The sequence below is a fragment of the Bartonella sp. CL25QHWL genome (assembly GCF_042195335.1).
Lineage (GTDB): Bacteria > Pseudomonadota > Alphaproteobacteria > Rhizobiales > Rhizobiaceae > Bartonella.
On the sequence record NZ_JBHIOE010000001.1, the window covers coordinates 39,584 to 65,846 of the forward strand.

Annotated in this window: 18 protein-coding genes and 1 tRNA gene; 7 read left to right on the forward strand and 12 right to left on the reverse strand. The window is 37.5% G+C overall.

The window, feature by feature from the left end; genetic code table 11:
• Nucleotides 1–57 precede the first annotated feature (57 nt).
• The gene (locus ACFILY_RS00120) at nt 58–3,192 is read right to left on the reverse strand and encodes an efflux RND transporter permease subunit (RefSeq protein ID WP_375637185.1); all 3,135 of its coding nucleotides are present in this window, start codon (nt 3,190–3,192) and stop codon (nt 58–60) included.
• Nucleotides 3,189–4,328 carry an efflux RND transporter periplasmic adaptor subunit gene (locus tag ACFILY_RS00125; protein WP_375637187.1) on the reverse strand — a complete coding sequence of 380 codons (1,140 nt, stop codon included), beginning with the start codon at nt 4,326–4,328 and terminating at the stop codon, nt 3,189–3,191. Before ACFILY_RS00125 ends, ACFILY_RS00120 begins: the two co-directional genes overlap by 4 nt.
• 355 nt (nt 4,329–4,683) lie before the next feature.
• On the opposite strand from ACFILY_RS00125, the gene ACFILY_RS00130 reads away from it, so the two are divergent.
• The 4 genes from ACFILY_RS00130 to ACFILY_RS00145 all read left to right on the forward strand — a co-directional run bounded on the left by ACFILY_RS00130 (nt 4,684) and on the right by ACFILY_RS00145 (nt 9,790).
• A tRNA-Arg gene (locus ACFILY_RS00130) sits at nt 4,684–4,760 on the forward strand.
• A 755-nt stretch (nt 4,761–5,515) separates the two neighbouring features.
• Nucleotides 5,516–7,189, forward strand: coding sequence for a formate--tetrahydrofolate ligase (locus ACFILY_RS00135; protein WP_375637189.1), 1,674 nt, complete (start codon nt 5,516–5,518; stop codon nt 7,187–7,189).
• A gap of 187 nt (nt 7,190–7,376) precedes the next feature.
• Nucleotides 7,377–7,610, forward strand: coding sequence for a 30S ribosomal protein S21 (gene rpsU / locus ACFILY_RS00140; protein ID WP_012754552.1), 234 nt, complete (start codon nt 7,377–7,379; stop codon nt 7,608–7,610).
• A 1,619-nt stretch (nt 7,611–9,229) separates the two neighbouring features.
• Complete coding sequence (locus ACFILY_RS00145; RefSeq protein ID WP_026500127.1) at nt 9,230–9,790, forward strand: SH3 domain-containing protein; 561 nt, start codon at nt 9,230–9,232, stop codon at nt 9,788–9,790.
• 45 nt (nt 9,791–9,835) lie between these two features.
• On the opposite strand, the gene irrA is transcribed toward ACFILY_RS00145, so the two are convergent.
• Nucleotides 9,836–10,348: an iron response transcriptional regulator IrrA gene (gene irrA, locus ACFILY_RS00150; RefSeq protein ID WP_273790284.1), complete on the reverse strand. Its 513-nt coding sequence runs from the start codon at nt 10,346–10,348 to the stop codon at nt 9,836–9,838.
• A 232-nt stretch (nt 10,349–10,580) separates the two neighbouring features.
• Here irrA and fabA point away from each other — a divergent pair, with 232 nt between their 5' ends.
• From fabA to fabI, 3 genes are read left to right on the forward strand one after another with little or no spacing between them, the layout of a single operon-like run.
• Nucleotides 10,581–11,090, forward strand: coding sequence for a 3-hydroxyacyl-[acyl-carrier-protein] dehydratase FabA (gene fabA, locus ACFILY_RS00155; RefSeq protein WP_375637191.1), 510 nt, complete (start codon nt 10,581–10,583; stop codon nt 11,088–11,090).
• Between the two features lie 57 nt (nt 11,091–11,147).
• Entirely contained in the window at nt 11,148–12,368 is a 1,221-nt protein-coding gene (fabB, locus tag ACFILY_RS00160; RefSeq protein WP_375637193.1) for a beta-ketoacyl-ACP synthase I, read from the forward strand.
• A gap of 48 nt (nt 12,369–12,416) precedes the next feature.
• Nucleotides 12,417–13,235, forward strand: coding sequence for an enoyl-ACP reductase FabI (fabI, locus tag ACFILY_RS00165; protein ID WP_273790282.1), 819 nt, complete (start codon nt 12,417–12,419; stop codon nt 13,233–13,235).
• Between the two features lie 1,938 nt (nt 13,236–15,173).
• On the opposite strand, the gene gpsA is transcribed toward fabI, so the two are convergent.
• The 9 genes from gpsA to dnaA all read right to left on the reverse strand — a co-directional run bounded on the left by gpsA (nt 15,174) and on the right by dnaA (nt 25,887).
• Nucleotides 15,174–16,181, reverse strand: a complete 1,008-nt coding sequence (gene gpsA / locus ACFILY_RS00170) for an NAD(P)H-dependent glycerol-3-phosphate dehydrogenase (RefSeq protein ID WP_375630496.1) — start codon at nt 16,179–16,181, stop codon at nt 15,174–15,176.
• A gap of 398 nt (nt 16,182–16,579) precedes the next feature.
• Nucleotides 16,580–17,488, reverse strand: coding sequence for a cytochrome o ubiquinol oxidase subunit IV (gene cyoD / locus ACFILY_RS00175; RefSeq protein ID WP_375637194.1), 909 nt, complete (start codon nt 17,486–17,488; stop codon nt 16,580–16,582).
• Nucleotides 17,488–18,156, reverse strand: a complete 669-nt coding sequence (locus tag ACFILY_RS00180) for a cytochrome (ubi)quinol oxidase subunit III (protein ID WP_375630500.1) — start codon at nt 18,154–18,156, stop codon at nt 17,488–17,490. Before ACFILY_RS00180 ends, cyoD begins: the two co-directional genes overlap by 1 nt.
• Nucleotides 18,153–20,171, reverse strand: a complete 2,019-nt coding sequence (gene cyoB / locus ACFILY_RS00185; RefSeq protein ID WP_273790278.1) for a cytochrome o ubiquinol oxidase subunit I — start codon at nt 20,169–20,171, stop codon at nt 18,153–18,155. The genes ACFILY_RS00180 and cyoB overlap by 4 nt, the downstream gene beginning before the upstream one ends.
• A gap of 76 nt (nt 20,172–20,247) precedes the next feature.
• On the reverse strand, nt 20,248–21,219 hold the full coding sequence (gene cyoA / locus ACFILY_RS00190) for a ubiquinol oxidase subunit II (RefSeq protein ID WP_273790277.1): 972 nt from the start codon (nt 21,217–21,219) through the stop codon (nt 20,248–20,250).
• Between the two features lie 130 nt (nt 21,220–21,349).
• On the reverse strand, nt 21,350–21,802 hold the full coding sequence (aroQ, locus tag ACFILY_RS00195) for a type II 3-dehydroquinate dehydratase (protein WP_273790276.1): 453 nt from the start codon (nt 21,800–21,802) through the stop codon (nt 21,350–21,352).
• A 54-nt stretch (nt 21,803–21,856) separates the two neighbouring features.
• Complete coding sequence (gene recF / locus ACFILY_RS00200; protein ID WP_273790275.1) at nt 21,857–22,987, reverse strand: DNA replication/repair protein RecF; 1,131 nt, start codon at nt 22,985–22,987, stop codon at nt 21,857–21,859.
• 20 nt (nt 22,988–23,007) lie between these two features.
• The gene (gene dnaN / locus ACFILY_RS00205) at nt 23,008–24,129 is read right to left on the reverse strand and encodes a DNA polymerase III subunit beta (protein WP_273790274.1); all 1,122 of its coding nucleotides are present in this window, start codon (nt 24,127–24,129) and stop codon (nt 23,008–23,010) included.
• A gap of 186 nt (nt 24,130–24,315) precedes the next feature.
• On the reverse strand, nt 24,316–25,887 hold the full coding sequence (gene dnaA / locus ACFILY_RS00210; RefSeq protein WP_375637197.1) for a chromosomal replication initiator protein DnaA: 1,572 nt from the start codon (nt 25,885–25,887) through the stop codon (nt 24,316–24,318).
• Between the last annotated feature and the right edge of the window lie 376 nt (nt 25,888–26,263).

Genomic DNA, 26,263 nt, shown 5'->3' on the forward strand with positions numbered 1-26,263 from the left:
GATCCGAAAATGATATTTTTACAAGAATAAACTTTCAAATCTTTTCTATCATATACATCATTTAACTTGATTGAGTTCTTTTGTTAAACGTAAATCTTCTTCTGCTTTTGGTCTTATAAAACGCCCTAAAAAAAGATAAACAACCGGTGTAACATAAAGCGTAAAAATAGTTGCTAAACCTAAGCCACCAACGATAACCCAACCTAAAGCTATACGAGCTTCTGCGCCAGCACCTTTGGCTAAAACCAAAGGAATACCTCCTAAAATGGCACAAATCATTGTCATACAAACTGGACGAAGGCGAATGTTTGCTGCTTCTTCTACGGCTTCACGCACGCTTCTTCCCTGATCACGTAATTGATCTGCAAATTCAACAATGAGAATACCATTTTTTGCCATAACACCAATTAACAAAATTAATCCAATTTGGCTGTAAATATTAAGACTCACACCACTTAATAGCATAGCAATTACAGCACAACCAATCCCTAATGGGACAGTGGCCATGATAATGAATCCTGAAATAAAGCTTTCAAACTGAGCAGCCAAAATCAATAAAATAATCAAAAAGGCAATGCCAAAAACAATCATAAAATTGGAAGATGTTTCATTAAGCGTTTCGGCTTCCCCTAAGGGAACCAAATAGGTTCCTTTTGATAACAAAGGAGAAGCAATTTTCTGTACAGTTTGGTAAGCTTCCCCTAAAGCGATATCTGGAGCAAGATTTGCGCTTAAAACAACAGCATTCATGCGTTTTTCCCGTTTTAATTGAGGAGCAATAGCTTTTTCATGTAAACGCGCAATAACAGATAAAGGAACATATCGATTGTCTTTGGTTTTTAAAAAAATATTTTCTAAATCGCTAGGACTCTTCATAGAATTTGTACGCGATATCAATTTAACATCGTAAGAATGATCATCCACGTTAATGGAACCAATCTTTTTACCATCCAACATTGTTTGTAATGTATCGCCCAAATTGGCGATATCAATCCCTAAATCGGAGGCTTTTTTTCGATTGATTTCAATAAAAAATTGCGGTTGTGTTGCATCAACAGTAAGGCGTGGGCGAATAAAACGCGGATCATCTTGTAAAGCACTCACCAGCTTATCAGCAATGGGTTGTAATGTTGTATAATCATTGCCAAGAATTGCAAATTGCAACCCTTGCCCAGTTCCTCTCACACCCAAAGAATTTCCCTGCGCAGCAAATACAAAAACTGCGGGAAACTGTTTAACCTTTGCATTAATATCTTTCACGATTTCTTGCTGACTACGTAAACGTTTATCCCAAGATGAAAGCAATAAAATCAAAAAAGCAGTATTGGGTGAACCGCCAGCACCCGCGATAGAGTAACTGTTAGCAATCTCTCCTGCATCACGTAATGGCTGTAGACTTGCTTCAATTTGCTCTATTTGCTCGTTCAAATATTGTGTTGAAATACCTTGTGGTCCATTAATAACCAAAAAGATCACAGCTCTGTCTTCTGCTGGCGTTAATTCCTGTTGTAGCTTCGTATAGCCTCCAACACAAAGACCCCCAAAAATAAGTGAAGCAAAAACAACAGCCCAAGGCTTTTCTAAACACTTATGCAAACTGTAAGTATATGCCTTATGAAAAAAAGTACCTAATTTATATAAAAAAGCAAAATGATGGGACTCTTCCTCTTTATCCTCAATATGTTCTTTGAGAAAACGTGAAGCCAACATGGGACAAAGCGTTAAGGCAACAACTGAAGAAAGCAAAATAGAAATTGCCAAAACAAAACCGAATTCTCTAAAAAGCCCTCCAACTTGCCCAGGAAGAAAGGAAATAGGAACAAACACAGCCACTAATGTCAGTGTTGTTGCTAAAACAGCAAAAAATACTTCACGTGTTCCTATCACCGCTGCTGCTCTGGAACCTAATCCCATGTTGCGCCACCGAACAATATTCTCAAGAACAACAATGGCATCATCCACAACAAGCCCTGTTGCTAAAACAAGTCCTAAAAATGTGAGAATATTCAATGAAAACCCTACAAGATAAATAGCCGCAATGGTACCAATCAAAGCGACAGGAAGAGATACAGCAGGTATCAGCGTTACACGAATGTCTCTGAGAAAAAGAAAAATGACCAAGATAACGCTCAAAATAGCAATGACCAACGCAACTTCAACCTCATGAAGAGCGCTTTTAATAAAAATTGCATCGTCATTAATAACGTCTATATGTACAGAAGAAGGAACAATACTTTTGAGATTATCAACAACGGCTCTCACACCTTCAGAAATATTAAGAGTGTTGGATTGTGCTTTACGCACGATACCTAATCCAATACCTGTCTTTCCATTGATACGAAGAATAACTGTTTCTATATCCGGCGATAAAGTAACATGCGCAACATCACCAAGATGCACATGAGGCTTTAAAACAACTTGTTCAAAAGATTCTGGTGTTGTTAAACGTGCAGTAGCACGTACAACTAAAGTTTGCTTAGAATTGCGTAATGACCCTACTGGCACATCTGTTGTCATATCAGCAAGAACACGTGAAATATCTGCTACAGTTAATCCATAACTTGCAAGTTTTGCTTGATCTATATCAATCTGAAAAATCTTTGTGCGAGCACTATCGACCTGTACATCACCAACACCATCAACAGCAGAAATTGCATCAACAATCTGATCGTTTACAATCGTGGTTAAATCATCAACACTCATTGTTGGTGACGTCACAACCAAATACATCATGGCAGCAGCATTCGAATCTGCTTTAATAATCAAAGGCGAATCCGCATCTTTCGGTAAAGAATAGGTAATACGGGAGAGAGCATCACGAATATCAGATGCCGCAACATTCAAATCAACACCAACATTAAAATTAATCTGTACACGGGAGCGCCCAAAAGAAGACGTTGAAGAAATCGTCTTAACACCTGAAACACGAGAAACGGCATCTTCTATAACTTTTGTAACTTCACGATCAATTGTTTCTGCCGACGCACCAGAAAACACCGTCACAACCGTCGTTACGGGAGTATCAACATCGGGTAATTCTCTTACATCAACATTTAACCATGCTGCAAATCCTGCAATGATGATCATAGCATTTAAAACAAAAGTAAAAACCGGTCTGCGAATAAATAAGGTAATGAGACCACCTTGCTCCACCTTTGACGTAGGCTGTTTTGTGCTCAATTCTTGGCTCATTGTATATCCGTTCCGTAAACTGCTGGTAATTGCTGTTGATGAGACTTTGGATCATCAATCGTTACTTTACTTCCTAGATAAAGCATTTGCACCCCTTGAATGACAACTTGATCACCATTTTCTAGGGGTGCTTTTACGAAAACTTGATCTGCTTTATGCTGAATAATTGATACGGGTATAGCCTCTACTTTCCCTTCTCTCACACGCCAAACGAATGACCCTTTACTATTCCATTGAACTGCAAGAGGATTAACGACAGGAAAAGAACCACCATGAAATTGCAAGGCAACAGAAAAGGACATACCAGACATGAGCGTATCTTTTTCATTATTGATTTCAACCTGAACATGAAGTGTGCGACTTTCTGGATCAACGATATTATCAATCGCATAAATATGACCAACAAAAGACATATCTGGCTGCGCGACTAACGTTGCCGTTACCTCATCTCCTTTATGGATGCGCGACACATATCGTTCAGGGGCCCATATATCGACCAAAATACGTTCTCTATTCTCAATACGGCCTATTACAGTATTAAGGGTCACGTTATTCCCCGCATCAACGGGCAAAATACCAACAACTCCAGGAATCGGTGCTCGAATTGTTCGCCGATCGAGATCTAATTCAGCATTACGCAAAACTAAATTTGCGTTATCCAACTCTAAGCGTGCCATAATTTCTTGAACTTCCGTTGCTGTATTGCTGGCGCGTAATTTAAGAATGCGCGAAAGCGTTAACGCATTGTTATCACGTTGCACTTTTGCTTTTGCAGCCGCTATTTCTTCTTTTTTAGAATCAAGCTTTGCAATCACATCATCGGCTTGTACTTTTGTACCTGCTGATACAAAAAGCTTATCAATAACACCTGAGGATAAAGGGGTAAGCTCAACTTCTGCAAGAGCTTTTCCACTCCCTAAAACGTTAAGTTGTTCATAAAAATCTTGAATTTTTACAAGATCAACGACAACATTTACCGGTGGCCTTCCCATTTTTCCATTTGAAGTTTTATCTGATACTTTTGTTTTATCCACCATAGAAATGGGTTGTTCTGCACTCTTTTTTCCAGCCCAATAAGTAACCGTTAAAACAACGATTAAAAACACTAATGGAAAGCTCTTTTTTAATAACGCCATACATCCGCCCTTGCTGTGTCATGTTTATCTGAAATAGTTTTCAACAGTAATATCGGCGTTTTACACAAAAACCCAACAGCGGGTGTGTGTGTCTTACCCCCACCGCAAAAAACAGATCTCATCTCTGCTTGATTATCTTTCATCTATAAAAACGTCAAGTTAACTATCGTTCATATTGCTTTGTATGGTCACAACAAAAAAATGTTCATATCAAAACCAACTGAAGCCATAATATTTTTAAAATATCTCATAAAAAAGAGAGATTTTTTTATTACTATCCAAGTTTCACTTGCATTTCTTTAATGAAACGATTAGGAACCCTTTGTCTTAGACAATGTAAAAAATTGAAATATATGCACCCGTAGCTCAGCTGGATAGAGCACCAGACTACGAATCTGGGGGTCAGGAGTTCGAATCTCTTCGGGTGCGCCATCTATCAATATCTTACTTATAAAGCAGACTTTTTAAATTCTTTATTTTGTGATTTATTTTTACCTATCTTTGTTTTTTTGTTATTTCATTCTGTTGTGAGTCGTTTCTTTAGCCATTTTGCTAGAATAAGATGTTATGAGTCCTTCAATTCAGCCCTAAGGGCTTTTATTAGCTAATAATCGTAGCGATTGCATGAGTAGCGTGTATTGTTGTTTTCTTTTTTCAATCTATGCGCTTGTTTTTGGTCTCTTCCGGATTATACTCTCTAATCAGTTAGGTAATTTTTTACGTTCTTATTTCTAACTGTTCCATAACTGGATGTTGCTGGATATTTTATTCCTAGCAGTCCCATCTTAAGAGGGACTTCAAATGTGCCGCCATAAATTCCGGGTTACCACCATGTAAAACTTTTTCAGTGTGTTATTGGAAAGAATAAATAAACTACTTCTCAAACGTACCACTATAAAACACTTATGGTATCCATTAATATCATCAGCATTTTGTTGCAAACCACAGCTTCTTTCTGCAATATTTTTAATTGAATTAAACGTATTTTTACTGCTTAAAAGCAAAGTGATTCTTTTTCCTAAAAAACAATAAAACTCTTCTTGTGCTTCTTTAGCATTATCTCTTGCATGGCATATCATCGACTTCTATGATATCTTAATATTTTCTGTTCTCTATGAATTTTTCTAATTAACCCATGGGGTACAGATCTCGAATATTAATAAAAGATAAGTTTAAAGAATTTTTCCATGCCTAAAACTGATATTGAAATTGCTCGCACTGCTAAAAAGCAACATATTGTTGAAATTGCACAAAAAATTGGTATCTCACATGAAAATCTCATTCCCTATGGCCATGATAAAGCTAAAATTTCTTCTGAATACATAAAATCGCTTAATAAAAATCCAGACGGTAAACTTATCCTTGTCACAGCTATCAATCCCACACCTGCCGGAGAAGGCAAAACAACAACAACAGTTGGACTAAGTGATGCTCTTAATCTTATTGGTAAAAAAACAATAGCTACCTTGAGAGAACCGTCTTTAGGTCCCTGTTTTGGTGTAAAAGGTGGTGCTGCTGGTGGTGGTTATGCGCAAGTCATTCCAATGGATGACCTTAATTTACATTTTACCGGTGATTTTCATGCTATTACAGCTGCTCATAATCTTCTTGCCGCAATGATAGATAATCATCTTTATTGGGGAAATACTCTAAACATTGATCCACGTCGCATTGTTTGGAAACGCGTTCTTGATATGAATGACCGTGCATTGCGCGATATTGTCATTTCATTGGGGGGCATAACAAATGGTTTTCCACGTCAAACAGGTTTTGATATTACTGTTGCATCAGAAATTATGGCGCTTCTTTGTCTCTCTGAAAATTTAGAAAACCTTACACAAAGACTCAAAAAAATTATTGTTGCTTATCGTTATGATAAAACGCCCATCACCGTTGCTGATCTCAATGCGGAAGGTGCAATGGCAGTTCTTCTCAAAGATGCTATACAACCCAATCTCGTACAGACAATTGAAAATAATCCTGTTCTCATTCATGGAGGACCTTTTGCCAACATTGCTCATGGTTGCAATTCAGTTATAGCAACAAAAACTGCTTTAAAACTTGCGGATTATGTTGTCACAGAAGCAGGGTTTGGAGCAGATCTTGGAGCAGAAAAGTTCTTCAATATCAAATGTAGGCAAGCAGGTATTGTACCAAATGCTACAGTGATCGTCGCAACTATTCGTGCATTAAAAATGAACGGTGGTCTGGATAAAAATAACCTGACAGAAGAAAATATTACCGCTTTAGAAAAAGGAGCTGCCAATCTTTTACGACACATAAAAAATATGAAGCACTACGGTATTCCTTGTGTTGTGGCTATCAATCATTTTGACAGCGATAGCGATGCTGAAATAAAAACATTACAAAAAATAGTTGCAACAACTGGACACAAAGCTATTATCTGTAAGCATTGGGAACAAGGTGGAAAAGGCGCTATAGAACTTGCACAAGAACTCGTTACCTTGATTGAAAAGCACGATTCTGATTTTAAAGTTCTCTATCAAGATGATATTCCACTCGTTCAAAAAATTAATTGTATTATAACAAAGCTATACGGTGGACGTGGCGCCATCATCTCAGCCCCTATTCTCAAACAACTTGAATCTTGGGAAAAAGAGGGGTTTGGCGTCTACCCTATTTGTATGGCAAAAACACCTTATTCTTTTTCTTCTGATCCCAAGCAATACGGCGCTCCTGTTGATTTTGAAATTCCCATACGAGAAGTTCGTCTCTGTGCGGGAGCCGGTTTTATTGTTGTCATTTGTGGAGATGTTATGACCATGCCGGGACTACCCCATTATCCCGCGGCTGAAAAAATTCATCTTGACGAAAATGATCAAATACAAGGACTTTCATAAATTTATAACCGTAAATTCTATCATTCATTATAAAAAGCGTTTTATTGTAAAAAAAATAGAATTTTAAAAAGCGATATAGACAAATGTCTTATTTATATGATATAAGTGCTTGTCCTTTTGGATATGCCTTTAAAAGGACGTAGGTTTTTTCCTATCATTTATGACACTGAAAAAAGCAGGATAGATAGTGCAAGTACTCGTTCGTGATAATAATGTTGACCAAGCGCTCCGTGCGTTGAAAAAAAAGATGCAGCGTGAAGGTATCTTCCGTGAAATGAAAATGCGTAGTTATTATGAGAAGCCATCTGAGAAGCGTGCTCGTGAAAAAGCTGAAGCTATTCGTCGTACACGTAAGCTTGCTCGTAAGCGTGCACAAAGAGAAGGTTTTGTTAGTAACGGACGAACTGTTGCGGTAAAGTAATATACTTTATGATATTATATAACTGCATAACCAATAGGTAATAAGCTACTAGAAAATTTTTCTTCATAGGCGATTGCAATAAATTGCTTGTGTGTAGGTTTTTGTGTACAATGTTATCTAATATGTTAGTTATTTGAAAATAATAAGATTTCTATCATAAAGGTGGTTTTTATTTCACTCTTATATTTTAAAAATAGATAACAAACTACACTTTAGATATTTAAGCGACTTTTTCCTATGTGAATTGAGTGTGAGGTGTTTTATTATCACTTTTCACTATAATTTTCTCCTTCTGGATATCTCTTACATCACTGCTTCTTATGTACAAATTTCATGATGAACTTCTTTTTTGTCATTAAATATTCTACATCTTTCGATCATCCTAGGTCTGATTACAAAACAAAAATAACTATCGCAATATGCGATTGTGTGTAAAATATAATATCAAATTCATAATCCTCTTTCCCTTCAGTTATGTAACGAAACGATATAATTCCATAACTTTTTATATCTCTTGATTCTGTCTCTCTAAAGGATGACGAATTTCAACCACTGCACTACAGATTCTTTTTTCTTGATAAATTTCTTCTATTCATCACTTATGTAATTACCCTCATAATTGTATCGAATAAGCCCTTCTATTTCTTTCAACTTTCTTCTATACTGAGTTAGAGAAAAAGAAATTTGACAATAAACAGAGAAAACACTGTATTTTAATATGGATGAATGTGCCTTTTATTACCATTGTTGATGGAAATATTTTTACAATTTAAATAACGAGTTAAAGTTTTTAACGCAGTGATTTGTTATTATAAGTAATTGTTTTTCATATTAATTAATAATTCTGAATAACGTAAAGTTTCTCAATGCCTTCTCATATTGAATCAATCAAGATTATCTTCTTGTACATCATAAGCGGGATTCGTATGCAAATAGAATAAAAGCTATTTAAGAAAAAACAAAAATGCTTCTTATGAACACCATAAATAATAGGAACTGCATAACATTGAAAGCTGGTAAATAGAACGATGGAGCCAGCTTATCTACCATACGGATAAGCATTATCATGGCATAAGATTAGAGTGTAGCAAATTTTATAAATGAATTATCACGAAAAAGTGTCCTGTTAAAATTAGCCCTTCATATATCAATCTACCCTATAATGTCGCTCATATTTTTACGCTTAAATGTTTTATTTATCGTATTATTTTGTTCATTCAAAACTTCTTTTCAAGCCACACAATAATCCCTTTCTGAACAGCTCTTTGTTCATAGTATGCATACATGCACTTTTACTTCGAGAAACAAACTCAGAAAAGAGATGCAATACTTTAGCCCTAATTTCCTGTACAAAAACTGCTAAGGCTCCAGTAATACTTTACTGTTTTATCACGCGTACAGCTACATAAAAATCCAATGTTTATTTATATCTATCCCCTCATAAAAAAGATACGCACTAAGAAATATAAGCTTTTGTTTTCCTTATTTTGATATTTTTGTAGCAATTTTCTCATCGTTTAGATCTCTTTAACGAGCAGTGTGTCATACTTTTTATCAGTTTCCAGTCTTATCTTTCAGATTTTAAATTTCCAATATATGATGAAATAAAGGAGTTCGGTGTGCAAAATTCTCGTTGGTTTCGCGTTTCAATACTCGCATCATGTATCTTAATAGCAACAGTCATTGTATTAGGTTCACCTCATTTGTTGCATGCACAAACATTTAATCAAAATTTAGGGCCCAGTGGTTTACCACTTCCGCGATTTGCTTCGATTAAACCCACCAGCGTTAATGTACGCGTCGGACCAGGAAGCAACTATTCTATCATTTTTACCTACAAAAAGAAGGGATTACCTATTGAAATCATTCAAGAATATGATCAATGGCGCAAAATTCGTGATGCCGAAGGCGATGAGGGATGGGTGTATCAATCACTTTTATCGGGAAAGCGAACTGCTATAACTATTCCATGGCAAAAAGATAAAACTAAAAGACTGATGCTACGAAAAAACCCCACCGACAACGCAGAACTTGTGGCAGAAGTAGAACCTAATGTCATTGGTAATATCCGCCAATGTGATGGACAATGGTGCGAACTAAATATTAATAATACGCGCGGATGGCTTCAACAACCACAGTTATGGGGAATCTATCCTGATGAAAAAGTAAAAGGCTGGTGAATACTCAAACTCAATAAGTTTAATTTTATTCCTTATTGAATATCCTCACTGCCTATCACAAGATCGATTTTTTGGTTTCAATCGCACGATTAAATCAACATGTGAAATTTCCATACCTTCTGGTGGCTTAGGCAAATTTCTAATAATGGGAGATTCTTCCAAATTGTAAGGAATATCAAGAATACGATTTTCACCTTCTATATAAAAATGGTAGTGATCAGAGGTATTGGTATCAAACCAAGTTTTTGAGCCTTCTACGGCAATAATCCGTAATAATCCCGCTTCCGTAAATTGATGAAGCGTATTATAAACCGTTGCTAAAGATACAGGTACACCTGCCCTCACCGCTTCCTCATAGAGCTCTTCAGCAGTAATATGACGATTTCCTTGAGAAAAAATCATATGTGCAAGTTCCAACCGCTGACGTGTTGGACGCAGACCATTTTGACGCAAACGTTTTTCTAACATAGAAATGGAATAATATTGCACCATTTTTCCACACTCTTTTGTGCACTGTTGCTCTTCATTCATATCTAAATTGTCTGCACTCACTGACATATTACAAACCCAAATACATTCCTGCTAAATAAGATCAAAATACAAAAAAATGGGAATAGTATGGTGTAATCTTGTATTCCATTTTTAAATAATTACCTATGTAGAATACATAAAAAAAGGCTTTTGTCATTAAAAATGATATAAAATCATTTCCCTCTCTTTAAAATTTGCTCTAAAAGTAGGTTGGGAAAAGCGCAGAAATTAAAGATATATGCAAATAAATGGAGTAACAATGGCTGAACAAAAGTCTCGCTACACATATGAAGAGCTTCTAAGCTGCGCTCGCGGCGAAATGTTTGGTAGAGGTAATGCGCAATTGCCAGCACCGCCAATGTTGATGATTCATCGAATCACTCAAATTAGTGAAACTGATGGTAAATACGATAAAGGAATGGTTCGCGCCGAATTTGACATTACACCAGACATGTGGTTCTTTAATTGTCACTTTATAGGCGATCCCGTCATGCCAGGATGTCTCGGACTGGATGGTATGTGGCAATTAACAGGTTTTTTTCTTGGTTGGCTAGGCGAACTAGGAAAAGGAAGAGCAATATCAACAGGTGAAGTAAAGTTATCAGGGATGGTAACTCCACAAACCAAAATTCTTGAATATGAAATAGATTTTAAGCGTATTCGACGTGGAAATTTAGTCTTAGGAATAGCTGATGGGTGGCTAAAAGCAGATGGAGAGACTATTTATAAGGCGAATGATTTACGCGTTGCTTTATTCAAAGAAGATTGAACGTTATTTCCGTCAGAAAGAACTTTTCACTATTCTGTATGGAACGAGGAGGTATGAATGCGTCGAGTTGTTGTAACCGGAATGGGAATTGTCTCCGCGATTGGAAATAACCCTAGAGCTGTTTTAACCAGTTTACGTGAAGCAAAATCCGGAATTTCTTACGCACCTCAATATGCCGAATTAGGCTTTCGTAGTAGAGTTTATGGCAAACCCGATATTAATATAGAAGAACTCGTAGATCGACGTGCTCTACGTTTTCATGGGCGTGGAACAGCATGGAATCACATCGCCATGGATCAGGCGATTGCTGATGCGGGTCTAGAACCGCATGAAGTATCGAACGAACACACGGGTATTATTATGGGTTCTGGAGGTGCTTCAACACATTCAATCGTAGAAGCTGCTGACATTACACGCCAAAAAGGTCCAAAACGTGTTGGACCTTTTGTTGTCCCTAAAGCGATGAGTTCTACAGCATCTGCAACATTAGCAACTTTCTTTAAAATAAAGGGAATCAATTATTCAATCTCTTCAGCTTGTGCTACCTCCAATCATTGTATTGGTAATGCTTACGAAATGATTCAATATGGTAAACAAAAGCGCATCTTTGCCGGTGGCTGCGAAGATTTGGATTGGACACTATCTGTTTTATTCGATGCCATGGGCGCTATGTCCAGCAGATATAATGACATTCCTCACAAAGCTTCACGTGCTTATGATGTTAATCGTGATGGTTTTGTCATTGCTGGAGGGGCTGGCGTTTTAGTCCTTGAAGATTTAGAAATTGCTAAAGCACGTGGTGCAAAAATCTACGGAGAAATCGTTGGATACGGTGCGACATCCGATGGACATGATATGGTTGCCCCATCAGGAGAGGGAGCGGAGCGGTGCATGCGCATGGCTCTTGCAACAGTCAATAATAAAATTGATTATATCAATCCCCATGCGACAGCAACTCCTGTTGGTGATCCTCCTGAGATAGAAGCTATCCGTCGTGTCTTTGGAGCAGGTGATCAATGTCCCCCCATTTCTGCTACCAAGTCTCTAACAGGACATTCCTTGGGAGCAGCAGGTGTTCACGAAGCAATCTATACATTGTTAATGATGAATCATAATTTTATTTGTGAAAGTGCCCATATTGAAGAACTTGATCCAGCTTTTGCTGATATGCCAATCGTTCGTGAACGACGTGATCATCAACAACTGAATACCGTATTGTCGAATACTTTTGGCTTTGGCGGTACCAATGCAACGCTTGTTTTCCAACGTTATGTATAAACAAAAGCTCTTAGTAATTGAAAAAAGTACGGTCTTACGGAGAATAATATGAAAGGTTTGATGGAGGGCAAACGCGGCCTTATTATGGGAATTGCGAATGACCATTCAATTGCTTGGGGCATTGCCTGTCAGCTCGCACAAGCAGGAGCGGAATTAGCGTTGACTTATCAAGGAAATGCTTTTGGAAAACGTGTTCATCCCCTAGCAGATAAACTTGGGTGCAAATTAGTGCTAGAGTGTGACGTTGAAAAAAGTGAAAATATTGATTACGTCTTTGAGCAACTTGAAAAAGAATGGAAAACAATTGATTTTATTGTCCATGCCATTGGTTTTTCAGATAAAACTCAGCTAAAAGGGCGTTACGTTGATGTTACAACACGTGAAAACTTTCAACGTACGATGGTTATTTCAGCTTATTCCTTTACTGAAATTGCCCAGCGCGCGGGTAAGCTTATGCCCAATGGAGGAACACTTTTAACTCTTACCTACGGTGCTTCACAGCAAGTTGTGCCTAATTATAACATCATGGGTGTTGCTAAAGCAGCTTTAGAAGCTATGGTACGTTATTTAGCAGCGGACTTTGGTCCTCAAAATATCCGTGTCAATGCGATTTCCGCTGGTCCTGTTAGAACTTTAGCAGGTAATGGTATTGCAGCTGCGCGGGCAATATTTTCACATCAACGCCGTAATGCCCCATTACGGCGTACCGTAAATATTCATGAAATTGGAAAATCTGCTCTTTATCTACTCTCTGACTTATCATCAGGTGTTACAGGTGAAATCCATTATGTTGATTCAGGCTATAACATCATGTCTATGCCAATACTTGAAGAACTGAAAAAAAGTGACGATTCCCAAGAAGAATAAAATTTATTTCATTGCACTAAAAAAGAAAATAAATCATGTCCATAGTGCTTTAATCGGGTATTGAGTACTTTCTCAGCTATATAATAGTGTATTGACTTATAATAATATGACGTAAGGCATATGTGCAAATGTTTGTAAGAATAAGTCAATACAAAACCAGATGTACGATGCCTTGTTTCGCAAAATATTTTATAAAAAGCCGGAGTATTTCTTCAATCCATGGTTGATAAAGTGTGTATTTTATGACGTTATTTACCTTACTAAAGCATACGCTTTTGTCGTTGCTTATAAATCAATATCCAGCCCTCATGCTACCGTAGTTTGAAACAGAGATTAGAGAATTATTAAAATCCTTAGTTTCAGCTTTTGTGTAGCAAATTGAAAAAAATATTCCTACCGTTTGATTTATTCTTGAAACGCAAATACAATCTAATTTAGGACGAATATGAAGGCGTAAAGAAATCAATCATTAATCTTACTATTATTCTTTAATGAGGCTTTACGATTTTAAAAGCATGTACATCAATGTTTTTTTAATAATGGAGGTTACGCTTTACCTCACACCTTTATTTTTCTTGTTCTTTAATGAAAGCATTTCTCTGATGTGTCAGGTAAAATAGAACACCCAAAAACACTATAGCTGTTTCTCCTTCATGCATTTTTTAAAGATATCTCTCAATGCACGCCATTCCATTTCACAATGGTACCTGTAGAACGTATAAAAAATCCCTGTGAAGTACATAAAATCCTTTTTTTACCACCATTTTAATGTTTATACAGATGACAAACCGACACCGTCATTTTACTTGCCATGTTCTAATATTGAAACAACCCTTGACACTTGAGATGATTCATTAGAAGTATCTTTAATAATTTTTATCCACATACTAACCCGCTTGTGACAAGCAAACACATATTTTTAATTAACTCAATACAAAAATAAAATGAATTATTTATATAAATCAATTTTTTATCTTTATAATCACATTATTTTTCAGTGTAAATGACAGCCACAAACAAGTACAATAATATTTTTTTCAATCTTAGACTTTCAAAGTTATAATTCCAAAAATCATTTCTTGCATATAAAAAACAGAATTGACATGTGAGAAAATAAAAGACTTAAATATTTCTACTGAACAGCTTCAAGTGCTTAGAGCTGTCTCAACATTGGGGGGTGTAATGATGCTCGGCTTCCTCCTTCATAAACGTAAAGATGGGGATGTGCACAATAGCTTTATCGTTACACTATTCACGGTTACCGTCGCGAAGTGGACTTGGAAGTTTTAAGAGAGGTCTCTTTAAAACAAGCGCGTGAATATACAACAGCTATCGTGTTTTTTTGGGCGTTCTATTTTACCTGACACATCAGAGAAATGCTTTCATTAAAAAATGAGAAAATAAAGGTGTGAGATAATCTCCATTATTTAAAAGATATTGCTTTAGATAGCGTAAAACTGAATTTAAAAATGATTGTAGAAATGGGAACTGGTTTTCATCTTTAAAATTTCATCTTCTTCCCAAAACAGATTGTCTTCTTGTTTTAAAGAATTACAAAAACAGAGATACATAATATCCCTGCCCCGATATTCTTAACTTATACGTTACATAAATAAGATGCTTCTACCTAATGAGTCTTGTATTATTCTGTTTGCAAACATCATTGTGAGATGAATTTAAGAGACAATAAAAATATCTTGTTCATTACATTACATAAACATGTGTAAGTGGAAACGATAATTTATCTTCAAAGAGATAGCTCTTAGATAAAAGCAAAAACTTTTATATTTCAGCCATGTTTCATAAAGAATCGAATGATATGAATCTATAATTTGCTGGAATATGACTACCTTATACAACCATCAATAAAATCTATTTTATATGTCTATCATAGCATGTTTCTATTTTTTACGATTTGAATTATTAAAAAACAGGATATCATTGTATTTCGTCCTTGAGGGCGCGGCTTAGTAATGTATTTGCCGCTTCAGTTATGTTTTTACCACAATAGAGAATTTGATAAATTTGTTCTACAATGGGCATTTCTACCCCAATACGCTGCGCCAACGTATGTACTTCCTTGGTATTTAAGTATCCTTCCACAACCTGACCAATTTGTTTTTCCGCTTCTTTTATATCTATTCCTTTACCAAGAAGTATTCCAAAACGACGATTACGTGACTGATTATCAGTACATGTCAAAACCAGATCACCTAAGCCTGTCATTCCCATAAATGTGGAAAGCTCAGCACCCATAGCCCCCCCTAAACGACTGATTTCAGCTAGTCCTCGTGTGATAAGAGCTATTCGTGCATTTGCCCCAAAACCTATGCCATCTGATATTCCTGCACCAATAGCAATAACATTTTTGACTGCTCCCCCTAATTGAACACCAATCATATCTGAACTTTTATAAACTCTAAAACTTTTGTCACAATAAAAAAGTTGCTGCAATTCTTTACCAAACTCAACATCAGAAGCTGCTATCGTCATTGCAGTAGGCCAACCAATAGCTAGTTCTTGAGCAAAAGTTGGTCCAGAAAAAACAGCTAAAGGAATTTTTTCACCTAAAATCTCACGAGCAACCTCTTGTAAAAAACGTCCAGTACCATGTTCTAAACCTTTTGTAGCCCAAATAACACGTGAATGCTGATCTAAATAAGGCTGAATATTACACAAAACTTGATGAAATACATGGCTTGGAACTGCGATTAATATATTGTGACTCGCCGTTATTGCAGTTTCAAGCGAAGCTTCAAGTAATAAATTGTCAGGAAATCGAATATCGGGTAAATATACTTGATTACAACGTTGTTCCTGTAATTCTTTGATATGTTGAGGACTATATCCCCAAAGTAAAACATTATGACCATTACGGGCAAGAGCTATCGCTAATGCAGTACCAAAAGAACCAGCACCAATAACTGTCATTGCAACGGTTTTCATTAAGTTTTCTGATTATTCTCTAAATTTTTGATTTCAATTGCATATTATTATTACAAATAACTTTAATGCTATCTTTAATATAAATTCTGTCAATCTAAAAACATTACTGCTTCGTGTTTTTTTATCTCACACAACATAAAAACTTGTTTCTCACATTCTCTTTCTTTGTAGTAAATTTTACAAACATCACTTTTTGTATATTCTACAAATAGCTATTTGTCTCAAAAATTAAAGCTTGACTAAATACCCCACGGACTTTCTCTTTTAAATTAAAAGTATATTCAAAATAATGATACTCATATCCACTGATATCTTGTATTTCTTCCCTTCTTTATATCCTACGAATTTCTTCTACGAGCTGATACATGCCGCATCAGCTCCATAGATATTTCTAACAACTACTCCACAGGAAACTGTGTATTTGGATCTTGATCCATGGGTATTTCTGAACCAGGCGCTTGATCTACAGGAGTTTGCGTACTTAGACCTTGCCCCATGGGTATTTCTGAACCAGGCGCTTGATCTACAGGAGTTTGTGTACTTAGACCTTGCCCCATGGGTACTTCTGAACCAGGTGCTTGATCTACAGGAGTTTGCGTACTTAGACCCTGCCCCATGGGTATTTCTGAACCAGGTGCTTGATCTACAGGAGTTTGCGTACTTAGACCCTGCCCCATGGGTATTTCTGAACCAAGTGCTTGATCTACAGGAGTTTGTGTACTTAGATCCTGCCCCATGGGTACTTCTGAACCAGGTGCTTGATCTACAGGAGTTTGCGTACTTAGACCCTGCCCCATGGGCATTTCTGAACTAGCTTCTTGATCTACAGGAGTTTGCGTACTTAGATCCTGCCCAATGGGCATTTCTGAACCCTGTATCTTTTCTGGCTGTTTTCTTACGGATATATCTTTGCTTGATAACTGCTCAGACACTGAAGAATCATCTCTACTTGATATTTCCGGTTCAATAACACGTCCTGAACCACCCATCATATTATAATTTAAATGAGAAATAGCCCACCAAGTTCCCCCAATAATAACAAAAACGCAAATAGCAGCAAACCATAACGCGCTTAAATTCCACTTGGCGTCTGGACCAGAATTCAAGTGCAAAAAGAAAACAATTTGTACTATAATCTGAATAATCGCCATCCCAATAAGATACGCAACCTTTGTACTAACTGCCCAACTTTCCATCATTCCATACATCACAGGAACAAAAGAACCCAAAGTGAAAAATACAGCCAGAATAAAACCAACCAAATAGGAACCAGTACTGGGACCATGTGTTTCATTTTGCACGCTCATCACAACGCTCCTAATAGATAAACCATGGTGAAAACACCAATCCATACAATATCAAGTAAATGCCAAAAAATGGAAAGGCATGCTAAACGTGTTTTATTGTTCTGATCCAAACCATTACGACGAAGATGAAAAAACATCACAACCATCCAAAGAAGACCAACACTTACATGAAGTCCATGGGTGCCAACCAAAGCAAAAAATGCTGACCAATAAGCAGAGAGAATTTCCCGTCCAAAAAGCTGTAAACCTGTTGCAGGATCAATACCCGCATAAGCATTTGGATCGAAATAAAAAACCTCACTCAAAAGTTCATGAAATTCGTAAAGTTCCATACCAATGAAGCAACACCCCAATACAAAGGTAATAGCCATCCATAAACGCACACCACTGATGTTATTTTTATGTGCTTGTACCATTGCAAAGCCATAAGTGACGGATGAAAACAACAAGAAAGCAGTCTCAACCAAAACAAACTTTAAATCTATAAACTCATTGCCCGCTTTACCACCGCCATAAGAAGCAGAAAATACAGCAAAACTTGAAAACAATGTCGAAAACAGGATTAAGTCTGAAAGAATATAGACCCAAAAACCAAACGTCATTACCGAGCTACTATCGTGGTGAAGTTCATCTATAGTACTCGCGTTATTCATTGTTACAGCACTCATACTGTCACTCCTTGTTCTTTAAGAACAGCCGTAAAGGCATCTTCAGTTTTTTGCACTTCTTCAGCTGGAATATAATAACCATGATGATCACCTGTTAATGAATGACACACAAGCGTTGCAATAAAACCAACCAGTCCAACCGCAACAAGCCACCAAATATGCCAAACAAGTGCAAAACCAACAACTAATGAGAAGAATCCCGCAATAATTCCAGCAGATGTATTTGATGGCATATGAATTTTTGTAAATCCACTTGTCGGCCGTTGATAACCACTTTTCTTCATATTCCAATAAGCGTCATCAGACTGTATCTTTGGAAGGAGGGCAAAATTATAGGAAGGAGGCGGTGAAGAGGTAAACCATTCAAGTGTACGTGCATCACCCCAAGAATCATTTAATGTTACCGGTAAGTGACCTTTATGCTTAATACCGTACCAAATCGCCAAAACAACCTGTAACACAAAACAAAGAATACCAAGTAAGATAATACAAGCACCTAATGCAGCAATAATAAACATCGGCTGCCAACTAGGTTCCATGTAATGCTGAAGACGACGCGTCGCCCCCATTAAACCAAGCGCATAAACGGGGAAAAAGGCAAGGTAAAAACCAATAAACCAACACCAAAAAGATGCAATACCTAGTATGCGATTTGGTTTATAACCAAAAACTTTTGGAAACCAAAATGCAATCCCCGCTAAGTACGCAAAAACTACACCTCCAATAATTGTATGATGGAAATGTGCTATCAAAAAGAGCGAATTATGAAACTGCCAATCAGCAGGAACAATAGATAATAAAACACCGGTTAATCCACCGCCAACAAATGTAAAGATCATGCCCATGCACCAAAGCATTGGAGGCTCAAAGCGAATTCGACCTTTATACATCGTAAGCAGCCAATTAAAGACTTTTACACCTGTTGGAACTGCGATGATCATTGTCGCAATACCAAAGAAAGTATTTACAGCTTCACCGCCACCCATTGTGAAAAAATGATGTCCCCAAACAAGAAGCGAAAGAATCAAAATAACCAACATGGCCCATACCATCGAAGTATAACCAAAGAGGCGCTTTGAAGAAAAAGTTGACACAACCTCAGAAACAATTCCAAAAGCAGGAACAACCAAAACATAAACCTCAGGATGACCAAAAACCCAAACATAGTTAATCCATACCATCGGATTTCCGCCACCAACATTAGAAAAGAAATTCATGCCCAAATAACGATCGCATGCCAAGAGTGCAAATGCTACAGCCAAGACAGGGTAAATAACTAAAATAAGAACATTGCTGACAAAAGCACTCCAACAGAAAATAGGCATTCTCATCATTGTCATTCCAGGAGCACGCATTTTAATCATCGTTGCAATAAAATTTACTGATCCCATTGTTGTTGCAATACCAGAAAGCTGAAGTGACCATAAATAATAATCTACCCCTGTATCTGGACTCGTTTGCAATTCTGTAAAAGGTGGGTACATCAGCCAACCACCACGACCAAAATTACCAACACCTAGGGATATGTTAATTAATATTGCCCCCGCAGCCGTAATCCAAAAACCTAGATTATTTGCAAAGGGAAAAGCAACATCACGCGCACCAATTTGAAGCGGTATAAGATAATTAAAAAGACCAAATAAAATAGGCGTGGCCATGAAAAAAATCATGATCGTACCATGCGCCGAAAAAATTTGATCAAAATGCTCAGGGGGCAAATAACCAGCTGTTTCACTCCCAAGAGCTAAAGCTTGATGCGTTCGCATCATAAGTGCGTCCGCAAAACCGCGAACAAGCATAATAATTCCAAGAACGATGTACATAATACCTATGCGTTTATGGTCAACCGTTGTAATCCAATTTCGCCATAGAATCCCCCACCACCCAAGTGCTGTTAAAGCAATAACAGCAATTAAACCAACCAAAACAATCGCAATACATGTATACAAAACGATCGGTTCATGTGCAAGCGCATGAAAAGCACCTGCCGTAGGATCTGTAAGTCTTCCAAACATTTCTCAACCCATTTCAAATGAAATTCAAGTTTAAAAGAAACCTTTGTTAAAAGGGCTCTTTACTTTATTGACTCTGTTAAATAACATCAGGATCAAATACTGAACATAGTGCACCCCACAGCGTCTGAGCAGCAGCACGTTTCATTAAATCTTCATTACATACCGTCTTTTCATCGACACATCGATTAACAACACGATAGTAAAGCCGCTTCTCAACAGGTGCAAAATAACGAACTTCAGCATCTTTTTCCTTCGCAGCAATATCACCCATACGAGGCGCAATAGAAAGTTGACGATAAGATGCACGATCAAGTACTCGACCATTAGCCCGAGCTTTTACAATCCAATCCTCAAAATCCTGCAAAGACACAGAATGCCACTTAAACCGCATACTCGAAAAACCATCACCACTGTAATTTGCTGAGGCTCCTTTGAATACTCCTTGCTCTTCAGCGACCAAATGCAACTTAGCATTCATCTGCGGCATAGCGTAAAGAACTGTACCCAATTTGGGAACCCAAAAAGCATTGACAGAATTCTCTGACGTTAATTGCAATAAAACTTGACGTCCTTCAGGCGCATAAATCTCATTAATCGATGCAACACCATATTCAGGATAAATAAAAAGCCATTTCCAATCAAGAGCAACAGCATCAATCTGTAATGGCTTTCCTTCACCCACAACTTCCACTGGAAGAGGATTTGTAGGTTCAAGCTTATAGGTATAATAAGCTGTTAATGAACCTAAAACCATTACAATTACAACTGGAATACCCCACATCAATGCTTCAATTTTATTTGAATGCGCCCAATCAGGAGAATAGTCCGCTTTCATATTCGATGCACGATATTTTATAGCTAAAAATACCACACTCACCATAACTGGGATGACAATACAAAGCATCACCACCACACAAACAACGATCAAAATGAGCTGTTGACGTGCAACATAACCTGATGGCTGTATAACATCAATTTTACAACCAGACAAAAGCAGTGCTCCCCCTAAAATCACAAGCATTTCTAATTGTCTAACAAAGCTTTTCACCTTTATTTACCCCCGTCATACGCACTAAAAATTGTCATAAATATATACCTCACATTGTACAGATTTGAAAATAATTATCAAGAGAATTCAATGCCTATATTACTCTTATTAAACGCCTACTCTTTATCTATCACAATTTAATTGTTTTGCTTAATTGTTTTGCAATATACTCAAGTGCAAACCAATATCCATCACCTCCACACCCAGTTATGACAGCGTCTACACCTGCAGATGTATAAGAATGGTGACGAAAAGCTTCACGCTGATAAATATGAGATAAATGAACTTCTACTTTCGGCCCTGAAAACATTTTTAGGGCATCAAGAAGTGCAACAGATGTATGACTGTAAGCCGCTGGATTAATGATCAATCCAGAACTTGCCTCTATTGCTTCTTGTATCCATGCTACTAATTGCCCTTCACAGTTACTTTGATAAAAATTTATTATAATATCATTTTTTTTTGCCCATTCTCTGCATCTTTTTTCAATATCTTCTAGAGTTTCAATTCCATAAATTTCTGGCTCACGTTGACCTAGAAAATTTAAATTAGGACCATTTAAAATTGTTATTATCTCTGACATAGCAAGCCTTTTCTTTCAGACCTATCACTTATTAAAAAAATATTTAGCATGTTTTTATGGCAATAAAGCTCCATCCTTAATCTCAAAGAATTCTGCGCGTCCTTTTAAGTCATCGAATAAAAGACGATCTGTTCCTGTCATAAATGTTTGTACAGCTAAATCATCAAGAATATCAAATAGAGCAGCACGTCGATGCGAATCAAGATGGGCAGCCATTTCATCAAGAAGAAGAATGGGAGATCTTTCCGATATCATACCTGTTAGACGTGCATGACACAAAACTAAACCTGTCAGCAGCGCTTTTTGTTCACCTGTTGAACAAGATGTTGCTGCTCTATTTTTATCAGCATAAAAAACCTGCAAATCTGCACGATGTGGTCCTTCTAACGTCCGACCAGCAGCACGATCCATTGCGCGATTATGCCGTAATCGATCACAAAATTGTTCTTCAACTTCAGTTGCTGATATTTCACTAAGAGCTGTTTCCAAAAAACCATCAATTTGCAAAAAAGCTCGTGGAAAAGGTATCTGTGATGGCATTTGTGTAAACATGTCATTTAAAAGACGAATAACATCAACACGCGCCGCAGAAATAGCTGTCGCCAGTTCTGCCATCTGCTTTTCTAAAGCATCAAACCAAGCACAATCTTCATTTCCATCTAAAAACAAACGATTACGTGCGCGCATAGCTCTATCATAATCGGCTATGCGGCGCCTATGCAAGGGATCAATCGCCAAAACCATACGATCCAAAAAACTACGGCGCTCAAGTGAAGGACCTGTAAAAAGACCATCCATAGACGGTGTTAGGACACTAATATGACAATAATCTGTTAGGCAATCACTCGACTCATTCACACCATTAATATGGACCTTTCGACTGTTATCACTAACCTCGAAAGCTGTACCAATCTTTACTTCACCATAAAGAGCGCATTCAAGACGCGCAAATACAACAAATCCTCCACCACCATCTACAAAGCTAACGTCAGAATAAACAGCGCGCCGCAAACCACGGCCAGGAGAAAGAAAAGATAACGCCTCTAAAAGATTCGTCTTACCAGCACCATTATGGCCAGTAAAAACCACATGCTGACCAGAAAAATGAATATTGAAAAAAGAATAATTGCGATAACGTAAAAGCTTCAGCTGCCTCACTGCCACTTTGTGCACATGACTGGCCATACATTGCAAAACAACCGCCCCTAAACGCGAATAGGCATCAGTACATAGAGCACATCCACATCATCATTATCACGAATCAGAGCGGGTGCTCCAGCCTCAGCCAACATAAAAACCATCTCATCGCTTGAAAGCTGCCCAGCAATATCCAAAAGATAACGTGAATTAAACCCTATCTCAAGCGGTTCAGATGCATAAGTTACTGATAATTGATCTTCTGCACTGCCCGAATCTGGGCTATTAACAACAAGCCTTAACTGTCCATGCTCAATCGTTAATTTAACTGCACGCCCCCGATCACTTGAAATCGTTGAAACACGATCAACGGCAGAAGAAAAGTCCTGCCTATTAACAATTAATTCTTTATCATTTCCAAGAGGGATAACACGTTGATAATCTGGAAATGTTCCATCAATTAATTTTGATGTAAAAATCACAGAGCCTATAGAAAAACGAATTTTTGTCTCTGAAAGCTCTATACACACATCACTATCATTTTCTTCTGAAAGAAGTTTTTGCAATTCTCCTACAGCTTTACGGGGAACAATAACACCAGGCATTCCCTCAACACCCGAAGGAGCTTCCATCTCAACTTGTGCCAAACGATGACCATCAGTTGCAACCAAACGCAATTTCAAAACATCATCATTAATAATATGGAAATAAATACCATTAAGATAATAACGGGTTTCTTCAGTAGAAATAGCAAATTGTGTACAATCAAGTAAATGTTTTAAGCCTGATGCCGATAAAGAAAAACGATAACCAAACTGCCCAGGAAGCGACTCTGGAAAGTCTGACTTCGGAAGACATTGAAGCTGAAAATGTGCACAACCCGAAACCACGGACATTGTACCTGCTTGATTCTCATCGACGGATAATACAACTTCATTGCTATCAGGAAGTTTTCGAATGATATCATAAAGCAAATGTGCTGGAACAGTTGTTGCTCCAGCTTGTTTAACATTAACTGCAAAAGATTCCATAACCTCTAAATCAAGGTCTGTTGCTTTTAACTGTACACGGCCATTTTCTGCATCAATCAACACATTCGATAAAATAGGAACAGTATTACGGCGCTCTACCACACGGTGAACCCGACCAAGAGACTTGAGAAATTGACTGCGATCAACTGTAATACGCATAAAAGCCCCGTATGATTTACTAAAAACTATAAGAATTCTTTAGACTTAAAGAATAGACCCTCTTTAAGAATCGCCTGCTAGAGTTTATTAAACCTCTCTTAAAATGGCAAGTCACTCCTGCATAAGAAAAAATAAATCTTTTCATTAAATTCTTTAAAGTCTCTCCAAGGAAAGAAACGATAAACACTATACAGCCTGTTCTCCAATCAACCGCTTAAGCAATTCAAGTTCCTTAGCCAAGGTCTGATCACCACAAACCAAATCTTCAATTTTACGCACAGCGTGTAAAACTGTTGTATGATCACGCCCACCAAAACGGCGCCCAATTTCTGGTAACGAGCGAGGAGTTAATACTTTTGCTAAATACATTGCAACTTGCCGTGGCTTCACAACCGTACGTGTTCGACGATTAGATAACAAGTCCTGTTTAGAAACATTATAATGGCGTGCTACCGTACGCTGAATTTCTTCAATCCGAATACGCTTAGGTTCACCAGGACGTGTCAAGTGACCTAATAACTCATCAATCCGCTCTAAAGATAAATCAGACTCAAAAGATTGACGAAACAAGAGCTGATTAAATGCACCTTCAATATCACGCCCCGACCCTAAAACCGTTTTCGCAATATATTCCAAGATATCATCAGAAATTGATACCATGCCATCATCTTGTTGTGCCACCTTCAACCGCTGGCGCAACATTTGCAAACGCATTTCATAATCTGGTGCTTCAATTTCAAGGGCCACCCCTCCCTGAAGACGAGAGCGAACGCGAAGATCAAGCGATTCTAATTCTGCTGGTGGACGATCTGCAGCGACAACAACCTGTTTTGCACTATCAAGCAACATATTAAGCAAATGGCAAAACTCATGTTGTATCGACTTACCCTGTAAAAACTGCATATCATCAATAATTAAAAGGTCGATATCACGAAGCTGTTCTTTAAAAGAAAGAGCATCATTATCACGAATAGCTGTTGCAAAACGCCACATAAAATATTCAGCAGTTAAATAAATAACGCGCGCAGACGTTAAACGCTTCAATGCAGAAGCAGCAATCGCTTGAAGCAAATGTGTTTTTCCTAAGCCAACAGATGCGTGAATAAAAAGAGGATTAAAACGTAAAGCACTTTTATGCCCCTCCGCAATAGAACGCGCAGCCGCTAAAGCAACACGATTAGAAGCCCCCTCAACAAAACTTTCAAAAGTATAACGAGAATCAAGTGGAGATCCAAAAACTCCCGTTTGAGAACTCTTAACTGAATGCTCTGCGCAACTTTCAACAAAAGATGAAGTCGCCTGCTCCTCTAGTACAACAGAAGGAACACTTCTTTTACAAACGACATCTCTTGAAACGCGTTCCATACCACGAACAATAACTTCAACACGAAGAATTGCTGAATTCTCTTGTTTCCATAAATGAGTCAAAAGAGAACCATAGTGATTATTAATCCATGAACGTAAAAAAGCAGTAGGAACAGAAAGCTTTACAAGAGTATGACTATATTCAGCAAGCTTCACGCGCCCAAACCAACTGGTATAAGCCTCAACACCAACCTGTACCTTTAATTGCGCCATAACACGTATAAAAGCCGCTGCACTTTCCTCCTCTGAAACAATAGAATGCCCTATAGGAGCACTTCTACAAACATTCTTATCACTCTCCGTCATCCTATTCTTTATTATGTTCTCTGCCGACAGGATATTTACCGAAACCCTTTTAAAGGAACTAGCTTTAGAGTTCAATTTATCCACCATCTTCCATCCTGATAAAAATAAAATTTTGTCCTGCCAAACAGCTAAAATAAATCTAGCGAAGGCAAAACGCCCTACCCCAAATAAGATTACTCACCCTCCCCTAGGATAGCCTCATCACAACCCCACTAACAAAGATGACCAATAAGATTTACTTGCACTCATGATATGACCCACCCTTCTAAAATGGTAAACATATCCATTAAGAAAACTAAAAAACCGTCAGAAAACCTCTCCAACACAAAAGTTTAGAAAAGCCTAAATCAAAACATCTTGTATTCAACAAAGTACAGAATAATACGCTGATGTGACCCCTTCATGCTTTTTAGTCTTCATAAGAACCATACAAAACAGCAGAGGTAAAATGCAAGAGGTCAAA